Source organism: Pseudodesulfovibrio karagichevae (assembly GCF_041414475.1).
GTDB classification, from domain to species: domain Bacteria; phylum Desulfobacterota; class Desulfovibrionia; order Desulfovibrionales; family Desulfovibrionaceae; genus Pseudodesulfovibrio; species Pseudodesulfovibrio karagichevae.
The window spans coordinates 1-22,865 of sequence record NZ_JBGLYH010000045.1 but is presented as its reverse complement, the minus strand read 5'-3'; the positions used below and the strand labels follow the sequence as shown (position 1 = coordinate 22,865).

At 61.1% G+C, this 22,865-nt stretch carries 21 protein-coding genes and 1 tRNA gene; 14 read left to right on the top strand and 8 right to left on the bottom strand.

The window, feature by feature from the left end; all coding sequences use genetic code 11:
* Positions 1-3: 3 nt before the first annotated feature.
* The 8 genes from AB6M95_RS14220 to tatA all read left to right on the top strand — a co-directional run bounded on the left by AB6M95_RS14220 (position 4) and on the right by tatA (position 6,264).
* Positions 4-720 (top strand): sigma-54-dependent transcriptional regulator, encoded by a 717-nt coding sequence (locus AB6M95_RS14220; RefSeq protein WP_371387408.1) that lies wholly within the window; start codon positions 4-6, stop codon positions 718-720.
* A complete protein-coding gene (locus AB6M95_RS14215; RefSeq protein WP_371387407.1) occupies positions 710-1,150 on the top strand; it encodes a potassium channel family protein in 441 nt (146 codons plus the stop codon). The genes AB6M95_RS14220 and AB6M95_RS14215 overlap by 11 nt, the downstream gene beginning before the upstream one ends.
* The gene (locus tag AB6M95_RS14210; protein ID WP_371387406.1) at positions 1,147-1,809 is read left to right on the top strand and encodes a potassium channel family protein; all 663 of its coding nucleotides are present in this window, start codon (positions 1,147-1,149) and stop codon (positions 1,807-1,809) included. The genes AB6M95_RS14215 and AB6M95_RS14210 overlap by 4 nt, the downstream gene beginning before the upstream one ends.
* 7 nt (positions 1,810-1,816) lie before the next feature.
* Positions 1,817-3,316, top strand: coding sequence for a TrkH family potassium uptake protein (locus AB6M95_RS14205; protein WP_371387405.1), 1,500 nt, complete (start codon positions 1,817-1,819; stop codon positions 3,314-3,316).
* Positions 3,309-3,881: a hypothetical protein gene (locus AB6M95_RS14200; protein ID WP_371387404.1), complete on the top strand. Its 573-nt coding sequence runs from the start codon at positions 3,309-3,311 to the stop codon at positions 3,879-3,881. The genes AB6M95_RS14205 and AB6M95_RS14200 overlap by 8 nt, the downstream gene beginning before the upstream one ends.
* Positions 3,878-5,248, top strand: a complete 1,371-nt coding sequence (locus AB6M95_RS14195; RefSeq protein ID WP_371387403.1) for a TrkH family potassium uptake protein — start codon at positions 3,878-3,880, stop codon at positions 5,246-5,248. The genes AB6M95_RS14200 and AB6M95_RS14195 overlap by 4 nt, the downstream gene beginning before the upstream one ends.
* A gap of 12 nt (positions 5,249-5,260) precedes the next feature.
* The gene (locus AB6M95_RS14190; RefSeq protein WP_371387402.1) at positions 5,261-5,923 is read left to right on the top strand and encodes a potassium channel family protein; all 663 of its coding nucleotides are present in this window, start codon (positions 5,261-5,263) and stop codon (positions 5,921-5,923) included.
* A gap of 146 nt (positions 5,924-6,069) precedes the next feature.
* Entirely contained in the window at positions 6,070-6,264 is a 195-nt protein-coding gene (tatA, locus tag AB6M95_RS14185) for a twin-arginine translocase TatA/TatE family subunit (protein WP_371387401.1), read from the top strand.
* Between the two features lie 318 nt (positions 6,265-6,582).
* On the opposite strand, the gene AB6M95_RS14180 is transcribed toward tatA, so the two are convergent.
* Together AB6M95_RS14180 and AB6M95_RS14175 are read right to left on the bottom strand one after the other, a co-directional pair.
* On the bottom strand, positions 6,583-7,134 hold the full coding sequence (locus AB6M95_RS14180) for a sodium:calcium antiporter (RefSeq protein ID WP_371387400.1): 552 nt from the start codon (positions 7,132-7,134) through the stop codon (positions 6,583-6,585).
* Positions 7,134-7,550 (bottom strand): calcium:cation antiporter family protein, encoded by a 417-nt coding sequence (locus tag AB6M95_RS14175; RefSeq protein ID WP_371387399.1) that lies wholly within the window; start codon positions 7,548-7,550, stop codon positions 7,134-7,136. The genes AB6M95_RS14180 and AB6M95_RS14175 overlap by 1 nt, the downstream gene beginning before the upstream one ends.
* A 224-nt stretch (positions 7,551-7,774) precedes the next feature.
* Here AB6M95_RS14175 and hcp point away from each other — a divergent pair, with 224 nt between their 5' ends.
* The gene (gene hcp / locus AB6M95_RS14170; RefSeq protein ID WP_371387398.1) at positions 7,775-9,436 is read left to right on the top strand and encodes a hydroxylamine reductase; all 1,662 of its coding nucleotides are present in this window, start codon (positions 7,775-7,777) and stop codon (positions 9,434-9,436) included.
* A 188-nt stretch (positions 9,437-9,624) separates the two neighbouring features.
* Here the strand turns inward: hcp and AB6M95_RS14165 are convergent, their stop codons facing one another.
* Positions 9,625-9,945: a DsrE family protein gene (locus AB6M95_RS14165; RefSeq protein ID WP_371387397.1), complete on the bottom strand. Its 321-nt coding sequence runs from the start codon at positions 9,943-9,945 to the stop codon at positions 9,625-9,627.
* A 238-nt stretch (positions 9,946-10,183) separates the two neighbouring features.
* Between AB6M95_RS14165 and AB6M95_RS14160 the strand changes: the two genes are divergently transcribed.
* Positions 10,184-10,258, top strand: a tRNA-Glu gene (locus AB6M95_RS14160).
* Between the two features lie 208 nt (positions 10,259-10,466).
* Here AB6M95_RS14160 and AB6M95_RS14155 read toward each other — a convergent pair.
* Both AB6M95_RS14155 and AB6M95_RS14150 read right to left on the bottom strand, forming a co-directional pair.
* Positions 10,467-12,125 carry a hypothetical protein gene (locus tag AB6M95_RS14155; RefSeq protein ID WP_371387396.1) on the bottom strand — a complete coding sequence of 553 codons (1,659 nt, stop codon included), beginning with the start codon at positions 12,123-12,125 and terminating at the stop codon, positions 10,467-10,469.
* A 289-nt stretch (positions 12,126-12,414) separates the two neighbouring features.
* Complete coding sequence (locus AB6M95_RS14150; protein ID WP_371387395.1) at positions 12,415-13,308, bottom strand: LytTR family DNA-binding domain-containing protein; 894 nt, start codon at positions 13,306-13,308, stop codon at positions 12,415-12,417.
* A 1,064-nt stretch (positions 13,309-14,372) separates the two neighbouring features.
* Here AB6M95_RS14150 and fdnG point away from each other — a divergent pair.
* On the top strand, positions 14,373-17,426 hold the full coding sequence (gene fdnG / locus AB6M95_RS14145; protein WP_371387394.1) for a formate dehydrogenase-N subunit alpha: 3,054 nt from the start codon (positions 14,373-14,375) through the stop codon (positions 17,424-17,426).
* A gap of 10 nt (positions 17,427-17,436) precedes the next feature.
* On the top strand, positions 17,437-18,162 hold the full coding sequence (locus tag AB6M95_RS14140; RefSeq protein ID WP_371387393.1) for a 4Fe-4S dicluster domain-containing protein: 726 nt from the start codon (positions 17,437-17,439) through the stop codon (positions 18,160-18,162).
* A gap of 109 nt (positions 18,163-18,271) precedes the next feature.
* Here the strand turns inward: AB6M95_RS14140 and AB6M95_RS14135 are convergent, their stop codons facing one another.
* A complete protein-coding gene (locus AB6M95_RS14135; protein WP_371387392.1) occupies positions 18,272-18,898 on the bottom strand; it encodes a CatB-related O-acetyltransferase in 627 nt (208 codons plus the stop codon).
* 250 nt (positions 18,899-19,148) lie between these two features.
* Here AB6M95_RS14135 and AB6M95_RS14130 point away from each other — a divergent pair, with 250 nt between their 5' ends.
* Positions 19,149-20,090: a helix-turn-helix transcriptional regulator gene (locus AB6M95_RS14130; RefSeq protein ID WP_371387391.1), complete on the top strand. Its 942-nt coding sequence runs from the start codon at positions 19,149-19,151 to the stop codon at positions 20,088-20,090.
* Positions 20,091-20,108: 18 nt separating this feature from the next.
* On the opposite strand, the gene AB6M95_RS14125 is transcribed toward AB6M95_RS14130, so the two are convergent.
* Positions 20,109-21,080: a quinone oxidoreductase family protein gene (locus AB6M95_RS14125; RefSeq protein ID WP_371387390.1), complete on the bottom strand. Its 972-nt coding sequence runs from the start codon at positions 21,078-21,080 to the stop codon at positions 20,109-20,111.
* A gap of 163 nt (positions 21,081-21,243) precedes the next feature.
* On the opposite strand from AB6M95_RS14125, the gene AB6M95_RS14120 reads away from it, so the two are divergent.
* Positions 21,244-21,573 (top strand): nuclear transport factor 2 family protein, encoded by a 330-nt coding sequence (locus AB6M95_RS14120; protein WP_371387389.1) that lies wholly within the window; start codon positions 21,244-21,246, stop codon positions 21,571-21,573.
* A 33-nt stretch (positions 21,574-21,606) separates the two neighbouring features.
* Here AB6M95_RS14120 and AB6M95_RS14115 read toward each other — a convergent pair whose 3' ends face one another.
* Positions 21,607-22,632 carry a TIGR00341 family protein gene (locus AB6M95_RS14115; RefSeq protein WP_371387388.1) on the bottom strand — a complete coding sequence of 342 codons (1,026 nt, stop codon included), beginning with the start codon at positions 22,630-22,632 and terminating at the stop codon, positions 21,607-21,609.
* Between the last annotated feature and the right edge of the window lie 233 nt (positions 22,633-22,865).

The window sequence follows — 22,865 nt, the reverse complement described above, 5'->3', positions numbered from 1 at the left end:
ACCATGAACAACCTGCCGATTCTCGTCGTGGATGATGAAAAGAATATCCGGATGACCATGAGTCAGTCCCTGGAACCGCTGGGGCTTCCCGTGGAAACGGCCGTGAACGGGGAGGAAGCCCTTTCCATGCTGCGGTCCGGTCCCTTCGGGCTGGTCTTCCTGGACCTAAAAATGCCCGGTCTGGATGGGATGGAGGTCCTCCGGATCATCCGGCAGGAGTGGCCCCGGCTGCGAGTGGTCATCATAACGGCCCACGGCACCATCGATTCGGCCGTGGAGGCCATGAAGCTCGGGGCCGTGGATTTCGTGCAGAAGCCGTTTTCGCCCGGTGAAATACGGGAGTTGGCGCAGCTCGTTTTCGACCGCGAAGCCCTGGATGCGGATGCGGTCATCGAATACGGGGCGCTGATCGAGCTTGCCAAGCGGCACATCACGGACGGCATGTTTGCGGACGCAAGGGTGGCGGTAAAAAAGGCGATTGCCGAAGACCCGGGGCATCCCGAAGCCTACAACCTGTTGGGCGCGTTGAACGAAATAAAGGGCGACCACCTTGAGGCGGTCAAGTTCTACCACATGGCTGTGGACATCGACCCGACCTACAAGACCGCGATGTCAAATCTGGAACGCATCACCTCCTGGGGCAAATACGGGTCGATCGACCTCGGCCCGGACGCGGCGGCCAGTGGGGAAGAGCCGGGAGCTGAAAGCGATGACCAATGATCATTACGTGGTGATCGTCGGCTGCGGACGCGTGGGATCGCTTCTGGCCAACAAGTTGAGCGGCGCGGGCAACTCGTTGGTGGTCATTGACATCGACGAATCGACCTTCGACGATCTCTCCGCCGAGTTCAGCGGGTTTCGGCTCGCGGGCGATGCCACGCAGGTCGCCCTGCTTCGGGAGGCCAAGCTCCAGAAGGCCGACACGCTCATCGCCACGACGCACGACGACAACGTCAATCTGATGGTTGCCCAAGTGGCCAAGAATATCTTCAAAACGCCTCTCGTCATGGCCCGCGTCTACGACCCCAAACGGGAACAGGTCTATCAGCGGCTTGGCATCAAGACCATCTGTCCCACGTCCGTGGCCGCATCCCTGTTCATGGAGGCCCTCGCCGGAGAGGCGGACCGGGCAAAGGAGTCGGCCTCATGAGAGTGATCATTGTCGGAGGCGGCAAGGCACTGTATTTCCTGGGCCGCAATTTCGCCTCGAAAGGATATGAGGTGGTCATCGTCAACAAGGACCCCGAGGAGTGCCGTCGGTTGTCCCGCGAGCTGACCGTCGAGGTGATCTGCGGCGACGGCGGCAACGAGCACATCCTGGCGCAGGCCGGGGCCAGGCGCGCGGACGCCGTGCTCGCCATCGCCCCGAGGGACCAGGACAACCTGGTCATCTGCCAGCTCGCTTCGTTCCAGTTCGGCGTACCGCGAACCGTGGCCCTGGCCAACGACCCCGACAATGTCGAGGTGTTCGAGCAGCTCGGGGTGTCGGCTTTCTCAACCACCAATATCGTGGGGAGCTTGATCGAACAACGCGCGGCCCTTGAGGAGATAACGAACCTTCTCCCGGTGGGCGAGGGGCGGGTCAACGTCACGGAAATTGTTTTGTCCGAAGATGCCCCCGTTGCGGGCAGGCAGCTCAAGGACATCGTGCTTCCCGAGAATACCCTGGTCGCCGTGGTGATACGCGACGGTAAGCCCATCGTGCCGCGAGGCGACAACGACCTCCAGGGCAGGGACACCGTGGTGCTGATAACGCTGCCCGAAAACCACGGTGCAGCCCTCAAGATTATTACGGGCGAGGGGAGATAGGCCCGGCATGAGGGAAAAAACCTATCTCAGGCAACGATATGCCGCCATTCTCAGCTCCGTTGGGCTGGTCTGCCTCATCTGCGGCGTGACCATGCTCTCTCCGCTGCTGGCGCTTTTCGCCTGGCCCGAGGAAGCCGCCAATACCATGGCGTACATCTTCCCGGCGACGGCGCTGTGCGGGCTCGGGGGATTGTTCCTTTCCCTCCGCCGTTATGCCACGCGAGAGCATCTGTCCGTGCAGGAAGGAGGCGTGATCGTGTGCCTGAGCTGGCTGCTGGTGGTCGTTTTCTCCACCTGGCCCTTCATCGTCACGGAAGGGCTCACCTTTTCCCAGGCAATCTTCGAATCCATAAGCGGCTGGACAACCACGGGACTGTCGGTGGTGGATGTGGAGAACGCGGCCCACACCACCCTCTTGTGGCGCAGCGTCATCCAGCTTCTCGGAGGCGCGGGACTGGCGATCATCATGATGTCGGCCATCCTCGGTCCGGCCGGGGTGGGGGTGTCCAACGCCGAGGGGCGCGGCGACCAGCTGGTCCCCAACGTCAAGCGATCGGCACGACTCGTCCTGGCCATATACGTGTGCTACGCCCTGGCCGGAACGCTTGCGTACCGAATAACCGGCATGAACTGGTTCGACGCCGTGAACCATTCCTTCGCCGCCATCTCCACCGGAGGATTTTCCACACGGGCCGAGAGCATCGGCTACTGGAATTCGCCGACCATCGAGGCCGTGACCATTCCCCTGATGATTCTGGGTAACCTGAGCTTCGTCACAGCATGGTTCCTCTGGCGAGGTCAGGTACGCACCGTGGCTCGCAACGGCGAGGTGCGCCTGTTCACCCTGCTGGTTCCCCTTGCTTCGGCCGCGCTGTTTTTCCTCACCTCCGCGTCCCTGTATCCGCATCTGGGAAAATCCCTGCGCGTGGCCGTGTTCGAGACCGTCTCGGCCCTTACCACCACGGGATTCTCCACAGTGGGCTACGGCAACTGGAACGGGTTCGGTTTGGCGGTTCTTCTCGGATTGATGCTCATCGGCGGCGGGACGTGCTCGACGGCGGGCGGTATCAAGCAATTCCGCATCCATCTCCTGTGGCGCGCACTGGCCCTTGAAGTCCGGCGCTTGGCAGCTCCCCGCAACGCGGTGTTGGAAAGCACCTTGTGGGAAGGAGAACGTCGGGTCTTTCTGAATGACGGACAGGTGCGGCGGACCTCGGTCTTCGTCTTTCTCTACCTGGCCCTTTTTGCCGCCGGCGTCCTGATTCTCTGCTCCTGCGGTTTCAGCCTGGAACATTCCCTGTTCGAATTCGCCTCCGCATTGGGAACCGTGGGCCTCAGCATCGGGGTGACCTCACCGGGGATGCCGGAATCGGCGCTGTGGGCCGAAAGCCTGGCCATGTTCCTCGGACGCCTGGAATTCCTGGTCGTCATCGCGAGCCTGTTCAAGCTCGGCGGGGATGCGGGCAACTATTTGACGAAAGAGGCCAAAGGAAGGCGCCATGGGTGATCCACGTAATGCAACGCAACGATACCTGTTCTGCGACGCATCGGACGGCACAGGGACCGCCCGCAGCGGGCTTTGGACCCGGAGTCCCTTGAGTTGCCTGGAGAGAGCCATCGAGGTCGTACCGGAAATGATCCTGATCCGATTCCCCGAGCCGATCGACCCCACCCAGGAGATATACGTGGAGCTGTGCGAGCTACTGAAGCGCAACAGGCGTACGCGGGATTGCGCCGTTGCCGTCCTATTGCCCGGCAAAGACAGAACCTTGATGGACAGGCTGCACTCGGCAGGCGTCGACTATGCCGCAACCGTATCCGGCGACGGGCTGGATGACCGAAAGGTGCTTGATATCCTCGACTCTCTCGGCGAAGGACAACGAGTGGACCATTTCCGGGCCACCCTATGTCCGTACCTGAACAGTGTTGCCCTCGATGAATCCAGGGCCATGACCGTCTGCGGGGCCTATCTGGACCGCATGGTGCTCGGCGGCCGCCGGCTGCACGAATTGTGTGAGACGGAAAACCATGCCGGGTGCGAATACTACCAAAACCCCAGGGTTCGTTCATGACATTCGGTGGCAAGGTTCTCAAGATACATCCCGCCGGGCTCGTCTTGTCCAGCTTTCTCCTGGCGATCTTGACGGGAGCCTCCCTGCTGTCTCTTCCTTGGGCCACCTACCAGGGAACCATTCCCCCGATCGACGCCCTGTTCACGGCCACGTCCGCCGTGTGCGTGACGGGGCTGGCGGTGGTGGATACCGGCGGCTTCTTCACCCTTTTCGGCCAGATTGTGATCCTGGCGCTCATTCAGATCGGCGGACTCGGCGTGATGACCATCTCCGTGTTCTTGTTCCGCTGGATGGGGCGGGGCATCTCCATCCGGCACAGGATGGTCATGCAGGACGTGTTCGCGCACACGCCCCGCGAAGACATCCTCGGCCTGGTCCGAAGCATCATCTACTTTACGCTGACTGCTGAGTTGCTCGGGGCCATCGCGCTGACCATCCAATGGGTCGACGATTTCGGTCTTCGCGACGCTCTCTATCGTGGAGTCTTCCACGCCGTTTCAGCTTTCTGCAACGCGGGTTTTTCCACCTTCTCGGACAGCATGACGAAGTTCGGCGACGGGGTGGCCCTCAACTTGACCGTTTGCGGACTGATCATTGCGGGTGGCCTGGGATTCCCCGTCATCCACGAGCTGCGTTTCTGGCTGACGAAACGGGATGGCAGGCACCCGAGGCTCTCGGTGCAAACCAAAACCGTCTTGTGGACGACGCTCCTGCTCGTTGTCGCCGGAGCGTTGTTATTCGTTCTTTTGGAAAACCCCAACTCGATGCAGGGAACGTCCCTCCAGCACAAGGTGCTGGCCTCGGTATTCCAGTCCGTCACCTGCCGGACGGCGGGCTTCAACACGGTCGACATTGGTTCACTGAAAGACGCCACGCTGGCGTTGATGATCTTCCTCATGTTCTTCGGCGCGTCGCCGGGATCGTGCGGCGGAGGCGTCAAGACAACCACCCTCGCCCTGCTGACGGCGTTCACCTGGAGCCGGATCAAACGGCGTCAACGCGTGAACATGTTCAAGAAGAGCATCCCGCAGGAAACCGTGACCAGGACTATGTCCCTCATGCTCGTGTCCATCGGGATCATAGGGGTCGTTCTGTTCCTGCTCCTTTTAGGAGACACGGCGATCGGTTACGAAGCGAGCACACCGCGCGGCGCCTTCCTGACCTACCTTTTCGAAACCGTGTCGGCGTTCGGAACGGTGGGCCTGTCCATGGGCATCACGCCGCAGCTCAGCACCTGGGGCAAGCTCTGGATAATCCTGATGATGATCGTCGGCCGGGTCGGCGTCCTGACGTTCGCCTACATCGTGGTCGGCGCGGGGACCTCGGGCGGCATTGAATATTCCGAAGAAAACGTGATGGTTGGGTAGGAGATATCGGTTATGAAACGATTTGCGGTTATCGGCCTCGGCAATTTCGGTTTTTACGCGGCGAAGGCATTGTTCGAGGACGGCAACGAGGTCGTTGCCATGGATTCGGACAAGGGGCGGGTCCAGGCCATCGACGCTTTTTCCACCGAGGCGATCGTGATCGACGCCACCAACCGGGAGTCGCTGAAGGCGCTCGGCCTGGAACAGATGGATGGAGTCATCGTCTCCACGGGAACGCGGATCAGCATCAGCATCCTGATCTGCCTGTACCTCAATGAGATCGGCGTGAAGCAGATACTGGTGAAGGCCCTGGACGACGACCACGCCAAGATACTGCGCCGCGTGGGGGCGACCCAGATAATCCATCCGGAACGGGACTCCGCCGTCCGCGTCTCCCGTAGCCTGTCACGGCCTAACATCCTCGACTTCATCCCCCTGGCTGAGGAATACGACCTGGCCCAGGTCGAACCGCCCAGGGAATTCATCAACAAGAATCTCAAGGAATTGAATCTCCGGGCCAAGCACAACGTCCACATCATCGCGATCAAGGAGCGTTCCCCCGAAAACTTCATGCTCGTCCCGCCCGCCGATTTCACCATCAAGTCCGACGACATCTTGATCCTTCTCGGGAAGACCGACGACATCAAGAAGATCAAGGCCTTGAAGCAGGGGTGATGGCTATAAGGAATATCAAGGCACATGAAAGCCTAAATATCAATCGGTTAACCGCAAAGAATACTATCTTCTTGACCTCACTCGGACGTGAAAATATCAACGTTATCAATTCACAATGTAAAGATTATTACCATTGGAGGGAATATATGATCGGCGGATTGGGTGTATGGGAACTATTAATCATTCTCGTGATTGTCATAGTCATCTTCGGTGCCAAGAAGCTACCTGAAATTGGCGGCGGCATCGGCCAAGCCATCAGCAACTTCAAAAAGGCCTCCCGCGAACCCGAAGAGATCGACCTCGCTCCGAAAAACGAGGAAAGGAAGGAAGACGGTACCTAGGTTCTTGACGTTGAAGTTGTTTCGCCCGGCAGTCCAGGCTGCCGGGCTTGTTTTGAATTCATCCGGCTAAAACGTATTTCACTTCATGAAGGCTCATGATTCTGAGCTTGAATAAGATCAGGGCAAGGTTGCCGTAGGCTTGCCATGTAAGTATCTTGATATTTTTATTCGTACTTTCCGCCCCTGGCAAATGGGGGGGGAGGACCCTACAAGACCTTCCTCCCAAAAACTGGCCTGCTTCTGCCCAACGGCCCCAAACTGACTATTTGACAAGCTGTTGCGATATTCACAAGTCTGTTACTCTCACCAACACATTCTTCATGCCAGTATCGTTGTGAGCAGGTAAGCCGTATAACCCAGGTAACAGACCAGCAGTATCGAACCCTCAATGCGGTTGATACGTCCCGGCCCCCGAAATCCGTATCCGAATACGAACAGCAACAATGTGAGTACGGCCATGACCAGCATATCGCGGGTGAAAACCTCCGGCCCAACAGGCATGGGATGAATTGTACCGGCGATCCCCACCACCGCTAGGGTGTTGAACAAATTGGAACCTAGGATATTGCCGAGTGCGATATCATGCTCCCCCTTGCGAGTGGCGATAATCGACGAGGCCAGTTCCGGCAGTGAGGTGCCGACCGCGACAACGGTCAGACCGACAATCAGGTCGCTGACACCGAATCCATGAGCGATCTCCACAGCGCCCCAGACCAGAATGCGGGAACTGGCAATCAATAATGCTAGTCCTACCACCAGCCAGAAGACAGCACGGCGAATGGGCATAGCACGAACGTCCAGTTCCTGCTCCATCTCACTTCCCAGCAAATCCTCTTTCATCCGCAGCCCCTGCCAGATGGTCCAGGCCATCAGCCCACTGAAAACAACCAGAGCACCACGGCATCTAAAAGGGTGATATCACCATCCCAGAGTTGCCAGGCCGCCAGCGCCGTGACCACCGTGAGAATGGGTAGTTCTTTGCGCAGCACCTGCGAATGCACGGCGATGGGACTAATCAAGGCCGTCATCCCCAGGATTAGGGCGATGTTGGTGATATTTGAGCCGTAGGCATTCCCCAACGCAATGCCCGAATTGCCCTGCGAGGCGGATATCGCCGAGACCACTATCTCCGGTGCGGATGTGCCAAACCCGACAATTAACATGCCGATCAACAGTGGCGGCATGCCGAAATGGTGGGCTGTGGTGGCTGCACCCTCCACAAAACGGTCGGCACTCCAGACCAGTAGTGCCAAACCAAAAATGACAGCGATAAAGGCGATAGTCACGTCAGCCTCTTTTTATATCAGACAGTCCGGCGAGGATCTTGATCATCTTCTCTGGAAACGAGACCAGTCCGGTTGGGATTATAAATTGACTTAGGTTAAAGACTCTTCCTGCGATAACAGCTACAAAGAAATCGGTATTGCGATATGGCTGCTGGCCCTTACATTTTTCTCTTGTTTACGCAAGCACGAAATAGTTTTTTTAACCGCAACATAAGGAGACCCATATGTTTTGCTACCAATGTCAGGAGACAGCGAAAAACACAGGCTGCACCGTCAAGGGGATGTGCGGAAAGCCCGAAGAAACAGCCAACCTCCAAGATCTTCTAATTTTTGTCCTGCGGGGCATCGCCGTCTATGGCGCAGGACTCAAGGAATTGGTTAAACCCGACCGGTCCAACGACGATTTCGTGCTTCAGGGGTTGTTCGCCACCATCACCAATGCCAACTGGGATGACGCCCGTTTCGAAGGCATGATTCAAGAAGGTCTGAAACGCCGTGACGCACTCAAGGCAAAGTTCATGGACGCATACAAGGCGAAGCATGGCAAGGACTACGCCGATGCTCTGCCCGATGCGGCGACGTGGAGCGGACCTGCCTCCTCCTTCGCGGAAAAGGCCAAGATGGTCGGCATCCAGGCTACGGCAGACGAAGACGTGCGCTCCCTGCGCGAATTCCTGATCATCGGCCTTAAGGGCGTGGCAGCCTACGCCGAACATGCCGCCGTTCTGGGATACCGCAAACCGGAAATCGCCGACTTCATGCTGGAGGCTCTGGCGTCCACAACGAAGAACCTGTCCGTGGACGAGATGGTCGGCATGGTCATGAAGGCCGGAGAGGTTGCGGTCACGACCATGGCCCTGCTGGACGAGGCCAACACCTCCACATACGGGCATCCGGAAATCTCGGAAGTCAACATTGGCGTTGGACGCAACCCCGGCATCCTCATCAGCGGCCATGATCTCAAGGACATGGAAGAGTTGCTCAAGCAGACCGAGGGAACGGGCGTCGACGTCTACACGCATGGCGAGATGCTCCCCGCCAACTACTACCCGGCTTTCAAGAAGTATGACCACTTCGTAGGCAACTACGGCGGCTCCTGGTGGCATCAGAATACGGAATTCGAGGATTTCAACGGTCCCATTCTGCTGACGACCAACTGCCTTGTGCCCCTGAAGAAAACCAACACATACCTCGACCGTCTCTACACGACTGGTGTCGTGGGCCATGAGGGAGCCACACACATTCCCGAACGTCCTGAAGGCGGAGCCAAGGACTTCTCGGGGCTCGTCGCCCAAGCCAAAAAGTGTTCACCGCCTACGGAACTTGAAAAGGGCACTATTGTCGGCGGTTTCGCGCACCATCAGGTGACCGCGTTGGCCGACAAGGTCGTCGACGCCGTCAAATCCGGTACGATCAAGCGATTCGTGGTCATGGCGGGTTGCGACGGGCGCCAAAAGACCCGTGAGTACTATACGGAAGTCGCGGAAAATCTTCCCAAGGACACGGTCATCCTGACCGCCGGATGCGCCAAGTATCGCTACAACAAGCTGGCTCTCGGGGACATCGGCGGCATCCCGCGCGTCCTTGATGCCGGTCAGTGCAACGACTCCTATTCGCTCGCCGTCATCGCCCTCAAGCTCAAGGAAATATTCGAGCTGGAAGACATCAACGACCTGCCGGTGTCCTACGACATCGCCTGGTACGAACAAAAGGCCGTGGCGGTCCTTCTCGCGCTTCTGTTCCTGGGCGTCAAGGGCATCCGCCTCGGCCCCACGTTGCCTGGATTCCTGTCCCCGAATGTGGCCAAGGTCGTCATCGAGAAGTTCGACCTGAAACCCATCGGAACCGTGCAGGAGGACATCGCAGCTATGATGGCTGGCAAGTAGCACCAACAAACAAGGCCCTGTCGGGAAGATCCTCCGGCAGGGCTTTGATTGTTTATTCTTCAACCAACTTCATGGGGTGCACAAGCCAGCCACAATGGTCACAAATCCGACCTGCATGCCCCCGGCAAGTGTTGCATACGGCTATCGCGTGTAGGTTCTCTTTGATGAGAGCCCGCTTCCCTGTTCATCTAGTAGTTGAGAATCCTGTCCGCCTTTATCATTTCCTCATACAGAAATTTCATGCTGGACAACTTGACGTATTCGCTTTCATCCACCCCGTGGATGCTCAGGCACTTCCCTCAGGCTACCAGCACGCCCTCGCTTAGGGCGAACATCTTCGCCTGTTCGGCGATTGGAAACACCTCCGAATTGCCCGCATACAAGTCAACGGCACCGGCGTTCAGGAACAACGTGACGTCCTCGCCCTCGTTCAACAGGAAGTTGCCGAACCGGACGGCATTCCACTTCACTTCGGGGTCATTGCTGGAAAGCGTAATCAAAATCTGCATGGGGACTCCTTCTATTCTCGTTTGTCCGAGTATAGATTTTTTCCATGCAAAGTTAAACAACAATCGACCTCGCAAATGGTCGATAGCTTTTGCACAGCCGCTTCCCGGTAGTCATGAGCAGTTCCATTTCCACCTTCATTCCGGCAGTAAATATCTCGTGTCACCCAAGTGTCATTTTCAGCGGCAACCATGGTAAATACGGTGAATATGGCGATTTCAACACATTGAAATGACTAAGGTAAGCGACCTTCCGGTTGATTGTTTACGGCCTTTCACGCCGTTAACAGGGGTTCAAATCCCCTTGGGGACGCCAATAAAACAGCTAAAGGCCTTACGCACACCGCGTAAGGCCTTTTTCTTTTCATGTGTCACGCGCAAGCGTCATTTCCCGGGACCAGCCTTCGACCGCATCGGCCAAGGCCGCATCCCGGGCATCCACGGCTCCGGTGGCCTTCTTCTTCCCAAGCCTTGTATGATCCGTGGGGAGGGAGGAATCCCTCCCCTGACCGCCTGAGCGGCGCTTACCGGGACCGGACAACGAGGCGGTACCGGGGGACCTGCAGCAGATCGAAGCCGACGATGACGCATTCCCCCGTTTTACCCAGGAGGGTGTGCACTTTGCTCTCGGAAACCCCGTCCGCAACGACCACATCCTTCCGGATGGCCACCGGCTGCAACCGCTCGCAGACTTCCGCCTTGGACACCCAATTCCCCATGCCATGGTCCGTTGTCGCAAGAAACCGTCTCACCCCTTGGACCAGCTCGATGCTGTCCGGCACCGGAGTCGGGGTCGGATAACAGACCATTCTGGCCTCCGAAAGCAGCCCGTCCCGGTCTGGACTGTCAGGATAGAAACGGAATGAGTTGAGGCCGTGGTTGGCGGCTATGGTTCGGAGCTTGGCCGGTGTGAGCCGGGAGACCGCAATCACGTCCGCGCCCTGGACGGTCTCTTCGCAACTCCCCCACAACTGCCGCTGTTTCTCTGGCGACAACGCCCCGATCTCATTATATATGAAGAGGCTGGTCATGCCGTCCAGCGATGCGTGCTCCGAACCGGGGTAGTAACTGAAGGCTCCTTCCTCTGGGATGTAGTACTTTTCGCAACAGGTCCGAATGTACCACTTGAACACGCCAGTGGCCCTTTCCCGGTCGGACGCCGACATGTCCTTCCACAGATACCGTGTCATCATCCTCAGGCTTTTCAAGCTCTTGAGGTTCCATTCGTGCATCCAGGCCAGGTCGTCATCAGAGGGCGGTGGCTCCGAAAGCGTTTTCAGAGTGGAAGTCAGCAGCGGCCCCACGTACCGCAAGGGAAACTCCTCATGGATGTCGTTGCCCTCCTTGTCCCGAAACGTCTTGATAATGGACGACGTGTTGTTCAGGTCAAGCTTGAGCAGTTTACCGGATGCCGACTTGGGGCCCCACAAACCCGTTTCCGGGTCCTGCGCCGCATAAAACCATTGCAACACGGCATGTTTCCACTCGGGTGAGAAATGATAGAGGCCGTGCTTTTCTATAAGTCTGTCGGCATCGTCGGAACGGGAGTGAACCTCATCCCTGGCCAGGCTGAGGATATCCCTGGCAAGATGGAAGGATGTCTGCGGCATCATCGAGGCAAGATACCCGACCGAGGAAACGTCCTCCAGAAAGGCGACCACTTTTTCCGGCGTGTCGATCCGGTCCAGGTATGCCAGCCGATACTTGAGCCGAACCGGTTTGCCCAGCTGCAGGGACAGTTTCTCAATGTGCTTGAGCACATTCTCGGTAGGGCCGTGATAGACGCACATGGGGTAGGCGTCATTCATGAATGCCCCGGTGCGCGGATTTTGCTGGTTCAGATAGAATTCCAGCTCCTCCTGCACGGAATTGAAGACAGGCAATTTGACCAGCCCCTCCCGTGATTTCAGCTGGCCGTAATATTGGTTGAACAGGCCGACCGCTTCGCCCCACCGCCCCCTGTCCCACAGATAGCTTATGCCCTCCAGCCGGTACTCGAACTCCGACATGACATAATTCTCTTCCTGGAGTTCCCGGTTCAGGCGAAACATCTCCTTCAACCGGGAATTGAACCCGTACACTCCGATGGCGACGAGGATTCCCAGGGTGCAAAACAACAACAGGATGGCCGGGACAAGCCTTCCGGGCGCAACAAGCCTTTTCCAATTCTTTTTTTCCGTCATGACAAATCCTCGCTGATTGAGTTGGACAGTTCCGGCAAATATGACGAAACGGCCAACGCGGAACAACACGCATCGGGGCGAAACAACGGGGTCTGTCTTGAACGGTACGAATTTGTCCCGAACGGTGCGGGTGGGAGCGAAAACCGCCACCGGAACCGGAATTGATACCGTGGGATGTTTCCGAAACCCGATTGGCGAATGTCGTTGCGGACGAGGGCTGAAGGCCATGGCGCTCAGCCGCCCTGCCCCCTCGCGGCAGCAATCGCGGCGGATTAAACGGGGCGCGGCGCTAACCGGCCAATTGGTTTTCCAGGAAGGCCACGACGCTTGGGAAATGATTCCTGCTGATGGGGATCAGGAAGCGGTCGCCGCAGAGTTTGACGAAATACCGCCGGTCCTTCTTGTTCAGTCCGGAGATATGGCCGTGATTGACGGCATGGGAACGGTGGGTTCTCAGGAACATGCCGGGAGGCAATTCCTCCATGATTTCGCCGAGCGTTTTCCGGATGCAGACTTGCTCGTGGCCTTGGTCTTCCAGATAATGAACATCCAGATAATGGCCATGGGCCGTGACGTGGGTGATGGAGAACGGGGCGATCGACTTCGTCATCCCTGAAACGACGATTTGAAAAGGAACGTCGCCCGCTTGCTTACGACCGGTTTCGCCGTCCCGTTGCCGCGCGTCGCCCAATTCCACATTCAATCGCTCGATCAGAGCATCAATCAGCGCATTCTTGTGCTCAAGGCGCAGGAAGACGCCGGCCCCCAGCAGGGCATAGGGAAGATGCCGCCAGTAATAGCGCCAGAACCAGGCCTTCTGAATGTCGTAGATCAGTTCCTTGAGGCAATACAGAATCCCCATGCCCAAGGTATAGACGGCCAGGGACAGCCAAAAGGCATGCCAGTAGCGTGGCTGGAACGATTGCCTCCGCCACTTCAAGGCCAGGATGCCGAGCAGCCAGGCGGCCGCGATGGCGGTACAGAGGGAAAAGGCGACCAGGAAGAATTCGACGATCCCCCTGGCGATCTCGTGAGAGGGGGCCGTGTACTCGAATATCGCAAAGTAAAAGACGGTCAAGATAAAGAAGAACTGCAAGACGAACCTGAGGCAACTCCTATTCACGGATATTTCAGTGCCAAGGAACGACTTGATCCTATTGGTGAGGTCGATAAGCATCTTCATAGGGGGGACTCGAATGCCTGCGTCCATTGTCGCCGACTGCTATCTGACTATCCCGTTGAGCAAGCACAAGTAAATAACAAAAGGACAAGAAGGGAAAGATCACGACGGGCGCACACGCCACCAGAGCCCCATTTTGGCCCGTGGCTCCCGGCCGGGACGCTTTTCTTGAATGTGCTTCGCGGCTCCCGGCCGGGGACAGGCCGCCGGACGACGGCCGGATCGGGCCTTTCCCGGCCGGGCATGCCGACCGCGGCTCATGCAGCGGAAACCCGGCCGCCCCACTCCCCTGATTCCAATGAGTTGCCCCCTTCGCCTCGCAAGCCCCTTGCACATAGTTATTATGCCTATGTAAGCATAATTGTGCGAAATCATTGTACTGTTTTGTTCCTTTGCTTAGAATGCAACCTGCGTCTAGGTTGAAAATGGTCGGAAGCCCGACTGGCCGAGGGAGGGGCTGCGGCAGCATCCATAAGGGGTGCGCGGCAGCCTCCCGGGTCGGATTTTCGATCCCGGGATTCTTCCGGGAAGGACGCAACCCGAGGGAGTGCATGCACAAAATCCAAAACATTCATGTCGGACCGGGACTGCCGGTCCGGCGGTCCTGAGGAGGGCCGCATGGGCGCCGGGTCCGGTTCCATTGGCCACACGCTCGCGGGAGCGCCTCATAGCCGCACGTCCAGTCCACCGTCGGCCGACTCGGTCGGCGTTCCTCACCTTTCCTACTCCCGTCACCCCGCTCGTCCCATCGCCCAGTATTTTCTGCTAACGTCGAAAGCTACCCGCGTCCGCGGGATTCGCCATACCGTCGAGGGAGGAATCGATGTCCGAGTCAACCTGTAACGCCCCGCCATCCGCCCCTGCAGCCGCCTGCGCCCCGTTTTCGGGACTCGGGCAGGCCACGCAGGCGGTCGAAACCGTAGCCCTGTCCTATCGCCCCCGCTGGAAGGAGGTCCCCGCGCCCGCGCGGCCGACCTCCCGACCCGCCGAGGTCTATGGCTACGCCCTGCAATGCCGCCTGTGCCGAGAGACAAGGGCTGGATAACCAACAAAAAAAAGGAGTGGGTATGAACGTCAACAGAAGAAGTTTTCTCAAACTGACCGCCGTGGCCGCCGTGTCATCGGCGTTCGGCGGACTGGGGTTCGAAACCGTGGCCGAGGCAAAGGCCGTGGACCGGATCGCCATGCTCCAGCCCAAATGGAGCAAACAGACCACCTCGGTATGCTGCTACTGCGCCGTGGGTTGCGGCCTGATCGTCAACACCGACCTCAAGACCAAGCGGGCCGTCAACGTCGAGGGCGACCCGGACCATCCCATCAACGAAGGCGCGAACTGCGCCAAGGGCGCGGCCATCTGGCAGCTGGCCGAAAACAAGGAACGCCCGCCCCGGCCCATGTACCGCGCTCCCTACTCCTCCGAGTGGAAGGAGGTCTCCTGGGACTGGGCGCTGGGCGAGATCGCGAAACGGGTCAAGAAGACCCGCGACGAAAGCTTCACCGAAAAGAACGCCAAGGGTCAGGTGGTCAACCGCTGCAACGGGCTGGCCTCCGTCGGTTCGGCGGCCATCGACAACGAGGAGTGCTGGACCTACCAGGCCATGCTCCGCGCGCTCGGCCTGGTCTGGATCGAACACCAGGCGCGCATCTGCCACAGCTCCACCGTGGCGGCCCTAGCCGAGAGCTTCGGCCGCGGGGCCATGACCAACCACTGGAACGACATCGCCAACAGCGACGTCATCCTGGTCATGGGCAGCAACGCCGCCGAGAACCATCCCATCTCCTTCAAGTGGGTGACCAAGGCCATGACCCGAGGGGCCAAGCTCATCCACATCGACCCGCGCTTCACCCGCACCTCGGCCAAGGCCGACCTCTACTGCCAGTTGCGCGCCGGAACCGACATCGCCGTGCTCGGCGGACTGATCAAGTACATCCTGGACAACGACCTGATCCAGCACGACTACGTGGTCAGCCACACCAACGCGACCTTCATCGTGGGCAACGACTTCACCTTCAACGACGGCCTGTTCAGCGGCTACACCAAGAACGGCGACGACGCGGACTACGCAGGCTCCTACGACAAGTCCCAGTGGGCCTTTGAAAAGGACGACCAGGGGCTGCCCAAGAAGGACCCGACCCTCAAGCACCCCCGCTGCGTGTACAATCTGCTCAAGAAGCACTACGCGCGGTACGACGTGGACAAGGTGGTCGCCACATCGGGCATCGACAAGGCGGGCCTGCTTGAATTCTACAAGCTCTTCGCGGCCACGGGCAAACCCGAGAAGGCCGGGACCATCATGTACGCCATGGGCTGGACCCAGCACACCGTGGGCACGCAGTACATCCGGACCATGGCCATGGTCCAGCTGCTGCTCGGCAACATCGGCGTGGCCGGCGGCGGGGTCAACGCCCTGCGCGGCGAGTCCAACGTCCAGGGCTCCACGGACCACTGTCTGCTGTGGCACATCCTGCCCGGCTACCTGGCCACCCCCAACGCGACCCTGAACACCTACGAGAAATACGTCACCACCAAGGCCAAGCCGTATCTGGAAGGGGCCAAGGACCCCAAGAGCGCGGCCTGGTGGCAGTACTATCCCAAGTACATGGCCAGCTTCCTCAAGGCCATGTACCCCGAGGCATCCCTCGACGAGGCCTACGCATGGCTGCCCAAGACCGAGGACGGCGCCACCTACACCTGGCTCCAGCTGTTCGAGCACATGGACAAGAAGGCGTTCACCGGCTTCTTCGCCTGGGGCATGAACCCGGCCTGCGGCGGCGCCAACGCGGGCAAGAACCGCAGGGCCCTGGCCAACCTGGACTGGATGGTCAACGTCAACATCTTCGACAACGAGACCGGCTCCTTCTGGCGCGGCCCGGGCATGGACCCCAAGAAGATCAAGACCGAGGTCTTCTTCCTGCCGTGCTGCGTGTCCATCGAGAAGGAAGGGTCCGTGACCAACTCCGGCCGGTGGATGCAATGGCGCTACCAGGGGCCGACCCCCAGGGGCGAATCCAAGTCCGACGGCCACATCATGACCGAGCTGTTCGAGGCCATCCAAAAGCTCTACGCGGCGGAAGGCGGGGCCTACCCCGAGCCGATCAAGACGCTGGGCATCGAACAGTGGAAAAAGGACGGACAGTACGACTCCAACAACGTGGCCAAGCTCATCAACGGCTACTTCCTCAAGGACGTGACCATCAAGGGCAAGACCTACAAGAAGGGCACCCTGGTGCCGAGCTTCGCGTTCCTCCAGGACGACGGCTCCACCAGCTCGGGCAACTGGCTGTACTGCAACTCCTACACCGAGAGCGGCAACATGGCCGCGCGGCGGAGCACGGAGCAGACCCCGGAGCAGGCCAAGATCGGGCTGTTCCCCAACTGGTCGTGGTGCTGGCCGGTCAACCGGCGGATCATCTACAACCGGGCCTCCTGCGACAACACGGGCAAGCCCTACGCCCCGCAGCGGCCGGTCATCGCCTGGAACGGCGAGAAGTGGATCGGCGACGTGCCCGACGGCGGCTGGGCCCCCGGCACCAAGTACGCCTTCATCATGGAGCCGCACGGCCACGGGCACGTCTTCGGACCGGGTCGGGCGGACGGCCCCTTCCCCGAGCACTACGAGCCCATGGAAACCCTGTTCAAGACGCACCAGTTCTCCAGCCAGCTGAACAACCCGACGGCCCTGCGCTTCACGCACGAGGCCATGGCCGTGGCCGACCCGAAGTACCCGTACGTGGCCACGACCTACCGCGTGACCGACCACTGGCAGACCGGCCTGATGACCCGCCACGTCCCGTGGCTGCTCGAGACCCAGCCGCAGATGTTCGTGGAGATGAGCGAGGAGCTGGCCAAGGAGAAGGGCATTGAGAACGGCGAGAAGGTCATGGTCGAATCCATCCGGGGCAAGGTCTGGGCCATCGCCATCGTGACCAAACGGATGCATCCGCTCACGATCATGGGCAGGACCGTGTACCAGATCGGCATGCCGTGGTGCTTCGGCTGGCAGATGCCCCACGACGGCAGCGGGGGCGACTCGTCCAACCTGCTGACCCCGTCCGTCGGCGACCCGAACACCGGCATCCCCGAAACCAAGGTCTTCGTGGCCAACGTCCACAAGATGTAAGGAGAACGCAATGAACGGTAAATCATTCCTGGTCGACCTGACCCGCTGCACCGCGTGCCGGGGCTGTCAGGTCGCCTGCAAGCAATGGAAGAAGCTCCCGGCCGAGAAGACCACCAACTGGGGCTCGTACCAGAACCCCAAGGACCTGTCCTCCAAGACCATCCGGCTCGTCCGCTTCTCCGAGGTCGTGGACAACGGCACCCTTCGCTGGCTGTTCTTCCCGGAACAGTGCCGCCACTGCGTGGACGCCCCCTGCTCCACGGTGCCCAACAACCCCAAGGCGATCATCCATGATCCGGAGACCGGGGCCGTGGTCTACACCGAGCTGACGGCCAAGGAGGACGGCGAGGCCATCCGCATGGCCTGCCCCTACGACATCCCCAGGATCGACCCCGAGACCAAGGTCGTGAACAAGTGCGACATGTGCATCGACCGCGTCCGGGCGGGCAAGCTCCCGGCCTGCGTCCAGGCCTGCCCCACCGGGACCATGAACTTCGGCGACCGCGAGGACATGCTCAAGCTGGCCCAGGAGCGGCTGGCCGCGGCCAAGGTGAAGTTCCCCAAGGCCGAACTGGTCGACCCGGACGAGACCCGCGTCATCTTCCTGGCCGCCGTGGACCCGGCGAGCTACTATGAATACCTGTCGTCCGACGCCTCCGACGTCATGCCTGACTCGCTGACCAGGAAGCAGTTCCTGGCCAAGCTCGGCAAGCCGATCCGGAGCATGAACTCCTAGAAAACCCCCGTGCCCCCTCAAGGGGGCGTGGAACCCTCAGTACCGTCGGCCCGGCCTCACCAGCCGGGCCGACACTTTTTTTGGGGCGGACAGGGAGCGGCAGACCTCCCTACTCGCCGAGAGCCTGCCGCAGGGCGGCCACGTCGCCCATCAGCAGGTGCAGGTCGCGCTTGATGCGTTCCTCGGGCCAGTCCCACCACCGGAGCTTTTCCAGCAGCGCGACGTCCTCGTCCGGGAACCGCCGCTTGACCTGTTTTGCCGGGGCCCCGGCCACCACGGCGTAGGCGGGCACGTCGCGGGTGACGATGGACCGGGAGCCGATCCTGGCCCCGTCGCCGATGGTCACGCCCGCCATGATCAGCGCCTCGAAGCCGATCCAGACGTCGTTGCCGATGACGATGTCGCCCTTGTTGTCCCAGCTGTCGGCGATGTGGAGCTCGTGCTCCCAAAGCTCGCCGAAGATGGCGAAGGGATAGTTGACGCAGGAGGCCTGCCTGTGGTTGCCGCCGTTGAACAGGAACTTGGCCCCGTGGGCGATGGAGCAGAACTTCCCGATGACCAGTTTGTCGTTGTTCACGGGGTAGTGGTAGAGAACGTTCCGCTCCTGAAACCGCAGCGGGTCCTCGAAATCGTGGTAGTAGGTATATTCGCCCACCTCGATGTTCGGCTTGGTGACCGCTTCCCGCAGGTGGCAGGTATTCTTGTCCCCGGACCGGGGAAATATCGGAAGGCTCATGGCGTTTTCCTCTGTTTCGGGCGGGCCGGAGGGGTTCACCCGATGTTCATGGATGATTGAATGGCTATTCGTCCGGCGGGTTATAGGCCATCCGCAAAGTTGGTGTCAAAATATGAATGGATATGGAAACGTACGGCGCGATTTGCGCAAGGGGACGGCGCGGGAGCCCGTTCCCATTTGCCACAACGGCTGCAGGACGGTACCGTGTCGGCACTGTTGAAACGGCTATGCAAGCGAACCGGGAGGTCTGGTGAATCGCATCGAGCGGCTGCAGGGGCTGATCCTCTATCTGCAATCCAGGCACTATGCCACGGCGGCGGACATGGCCGACCACTTCGGCCTGAGCGTGCGGACCATCTACCGCGACCTCAAGGCCCTGGGGGAGGTGGGGGTGCCGATCCTGGCCGAGTCGGGCGTGGGCTACTCCCTGATGAAGGGGTACAGCCTGCCGCCCGTGAACTTCACCAAGGCCGAGGCCTTCGCCCTGGTCACCGGCGGCCTGCTCCTGCAACGCCATGCGGCCCCGGACTTCCGTCGGCACATGGAAACGGCCCTGCGGAAAATCAAGGCCGCCCTGCCCGCCGCCGAGCGGGCGGAGACGGACCGGATCGAGCGCAGCATGGCCAGCATCGCCCAGGCCGTCGTCCCGGAACAGGCCGACCTGTCGCTCATCCAGCGGGCCCTGGGCACGCGCCGGGTCCTGCGCTTCCGATATCAGGGGTACGGCAAGGCCGAGGCCGAGACGCGCGAGGTCGAGCCGCGCGGCCTGCTCTACTACCTCGGCCGCTGGCACCTCATCGCCTGGTGCCGGTTGCGCGAGGGGATCAGGGATTTCCGCACCGACCGGATGCGCGACCTGGAGATCCTGCCCCAGGGGTTCACGTCCGCCGAGGAATTCGACCCGGCCGCCTACGTGCGCGAGCACATGCCCGCCGCAGACCTGCCGGTGCGCGTGCGGTTCGATGAGGACGCCCTGGACAGGGCCAGGCGGGAATGGTGGATGGGGCTGGTGGAGGAGCGGACCGAGGCCGACGGCGGCGAGCTGACCCTGCGCACCCCGGACCTCGAGACCGTCGCCTCCTGGCTGCTCTCCTTCGGCGCTTCGGCCACCGTGCTCGACCCGCCCCGGCTGCGCCGGATGCTGGCCGAGCGGGCGGAGGCCGCCGCCGTGCACCATCGCCGCACGCCCTGACCGGCCCGGCGGCCGTACCTAGCGCGTGAACACGATCTTGCCGCGCGTGCGCCCTTCGACCATGGCCCTGACGCCCTCTTCGGCCCGCTCCATGGGGAGCACGTCGCCGATGGCCGGGACGATGGACGCCCCCACCACCAGCCCCAGCAGGTCGCGCATCTCCTCTAAAGTGCCCATGATGGTCCCGGCGACGGTCAGCTGGTTGACGATCACCGGAAGCAGGTCCATCTCCACGTTCTGCCCGGTGGTCACGCCCATGGCGACCACGGTGCCGCCGCGTTTGACCGACGCGAGCGTATGCGCCCAGGTGGCCTTGCCCACGCTGTCGAAGACCGCGTCCACCTTGCGCGGCAGGGTCTCGCCGGACAGGAACCCCCGATGCGCCCCGAGCCCGGCGGCCAGGTCCAGGCCGCGAGCGTCGCGGCTGGTCGCCCAGACCTCCATGCCCGAGGCGCGGCCGAGCTGGATCAGGGCCGTGGACACGCCGCCCGTGGCCCCCTGAACCAGCATGGTCTGCCCCGGACGCAGGCCGGACTTGGTGACCAGCATGCGGTAGGCCGTGAGCCAGGCCGTGCCCATGACCGAGGCATGGAGCGGCGACAGCCCGTCGGGCAGCGGCAGCGCGTTGCGCCGGGGCACAACCACGTAATCGGCGAAGGTCCCCTGTGCCTTCTCGCTGAGCACGTGCCAGCCGGGGTCCAGGGTCTCGTCGCCCGTGCGGTCCGGGCCGGTGATCAGCGGGTAGAGCACCACCGGGGTGCCGTCGTCCAGCACGCCCGATGCGTCGTTGCCCAGGATCATGGGAAAGGGGATGGGGGTGTCCTGGCCGGTGATGCCGCGCAGGGTGAAGATGTCGTGCCGGTTCAGACTGGCGTGGGTCACGCGCACCCGGACCCAGCCGTCGGGGACCACGGGCTCTGGCCGCTCCCCGACCACCAGGGCCGCCAGCGGGTTCCCGTTGTCGGGCTTCTCACAATAGACTGCGAACATGTCGTTATCCTCCTGTTGAATTGCCCCCATCCTACGCCCCGCTACTGACAAGGGTATGTCAGCAGGCGGGCGGAACGGCAGGCTGACATACAGCTGTCAGCCGTCCGGCCTATCCATGGAGACACGGAGGCAATGACGCCGCCGCAAACCAAGGAGAAACGCCATGATGAATCTGCCCCCCGCCGTGAAGGCCTATTTCGACGCCGCAAACCACCAGGATCACGAGGCCCTGCTCGCCTGCTTCACGCCCGACGCGGAGGTCGAGGACGAGAACAACCGGTATGTCGGGCGCGCGGCCATCCGCGCCTGGAAGGAGGAAAGCTTCGCCAAGTACCGTCCGGTCCAGGAGCCGCGTTCCGCGAAGACGGACGGCGCCGTGGTCTCGGTGGTCACCACCGTGTCCGGGAACTTTCCCGGCAGCCCGGTGGACCTGCTGCACGAATTCACCCTTGAAGGGGATGCCGTCGCCCGGCTGAACATCACCCTGGCCTAGGGGCCCCGGCGACGTCCTCAACGGGGTGCCCGGCTAGTGATTCTTGATGAACATCAGCCCGATGAGCGCGGCCAGGAGCACGGTCCAGACGAGGGCCGCCCGCAGGGTGGCCTTCTTGGCGCGCTCCTTTTCGTACCAGGACAGGGGGCGGATGCCCTGGACCAGGAAGGTGCCGACACCGGCCAGGTTGAGACAGATGATGTTGGCCGCGAAGAGCAGGCCCGCGCCGCCCGCCTCAGGCAGGAGCCCCGCGCCCAGGAACAGGCCGCCGGCGATGAGCGGCGGGAGCAGGGACAGGGCGACCATGACCCCGACCAGGGAGGTGGGCACGCCCAGGGTGACGGTGATGATCCCGGCCGCGCCCGAGACCATGGCCAGGATGATGTCGGAATAGGAGGTCATGCTGCGCACGGACAGTTCGTGGGTCATCTCGGGTATGCCCATGAGCAGTCCGGCCCCGGCGGACAGGGCAAAACACAGGAGGACGCCCGCGGTCAGGGTCTTGAGCGCCTCCCGGGTGAGCTTGACGTCGCCCAGGGTGGTGGCCAGGGAAAGGCCCACGTTGGGGCCGAGCAGCGGGGCCAGGACCATGGCCCCGATGATGATGGCCACGTTGTCGCGCAACAGCCCGATGATGCCCACCAGGGAGGAGAACAGGACGAGCATGACGTAGTGCTTGGAGAGCAGGGTCGTGTCCAGGACGTCGGCGTAGAGTTCCTCGCGGCTGATGGCCGCCTGGCCGCCATTTCCCTCCTCGTCGGAGGGGGCGGATTCCTGCTCCTCCTCCTTGGCCAGCTTGTCCAGCCTGGGCAGGGTGGCCTCGGCGGGATAGACCACGATGCGGTACTTGTCGGTCCAGGCGAAGCGTTCCTCCAGTTCGTCCATGACGTTGGCGGTCTCGGCCACGTCCAGGACCACGCGGAAGGCCAGGGACTCGCCGTCGTCCAGCGGCGAGGCCCAGAACACGTAGCCCGCGTCGGACTGACGCTCCTCAAGGGATTTCTTGACCTCGTCCTTGTCCGAGCGGGGCGTGACGATTTCGATAACGCGCAATGCCATGGTGTCGACCTCGTATTGTTCCGATAGCACGGGCAATACCACAGCGCGCACCCGGAGTACATGCGCAAACGCCCTCTCCCGCCACGCTCCACCGAGCCCGCCTGGATCAAGGCGCAACAGCTCTCATCACCACGCCCGCGCACCCCGCGAAGCGGCACCAAAAAGTTTAGGAAAAGGAGGGGATGGGGGTCCGGGGGAAGGGGAGGAAAGAACCCTTTTCAAAGGGTTTTTCC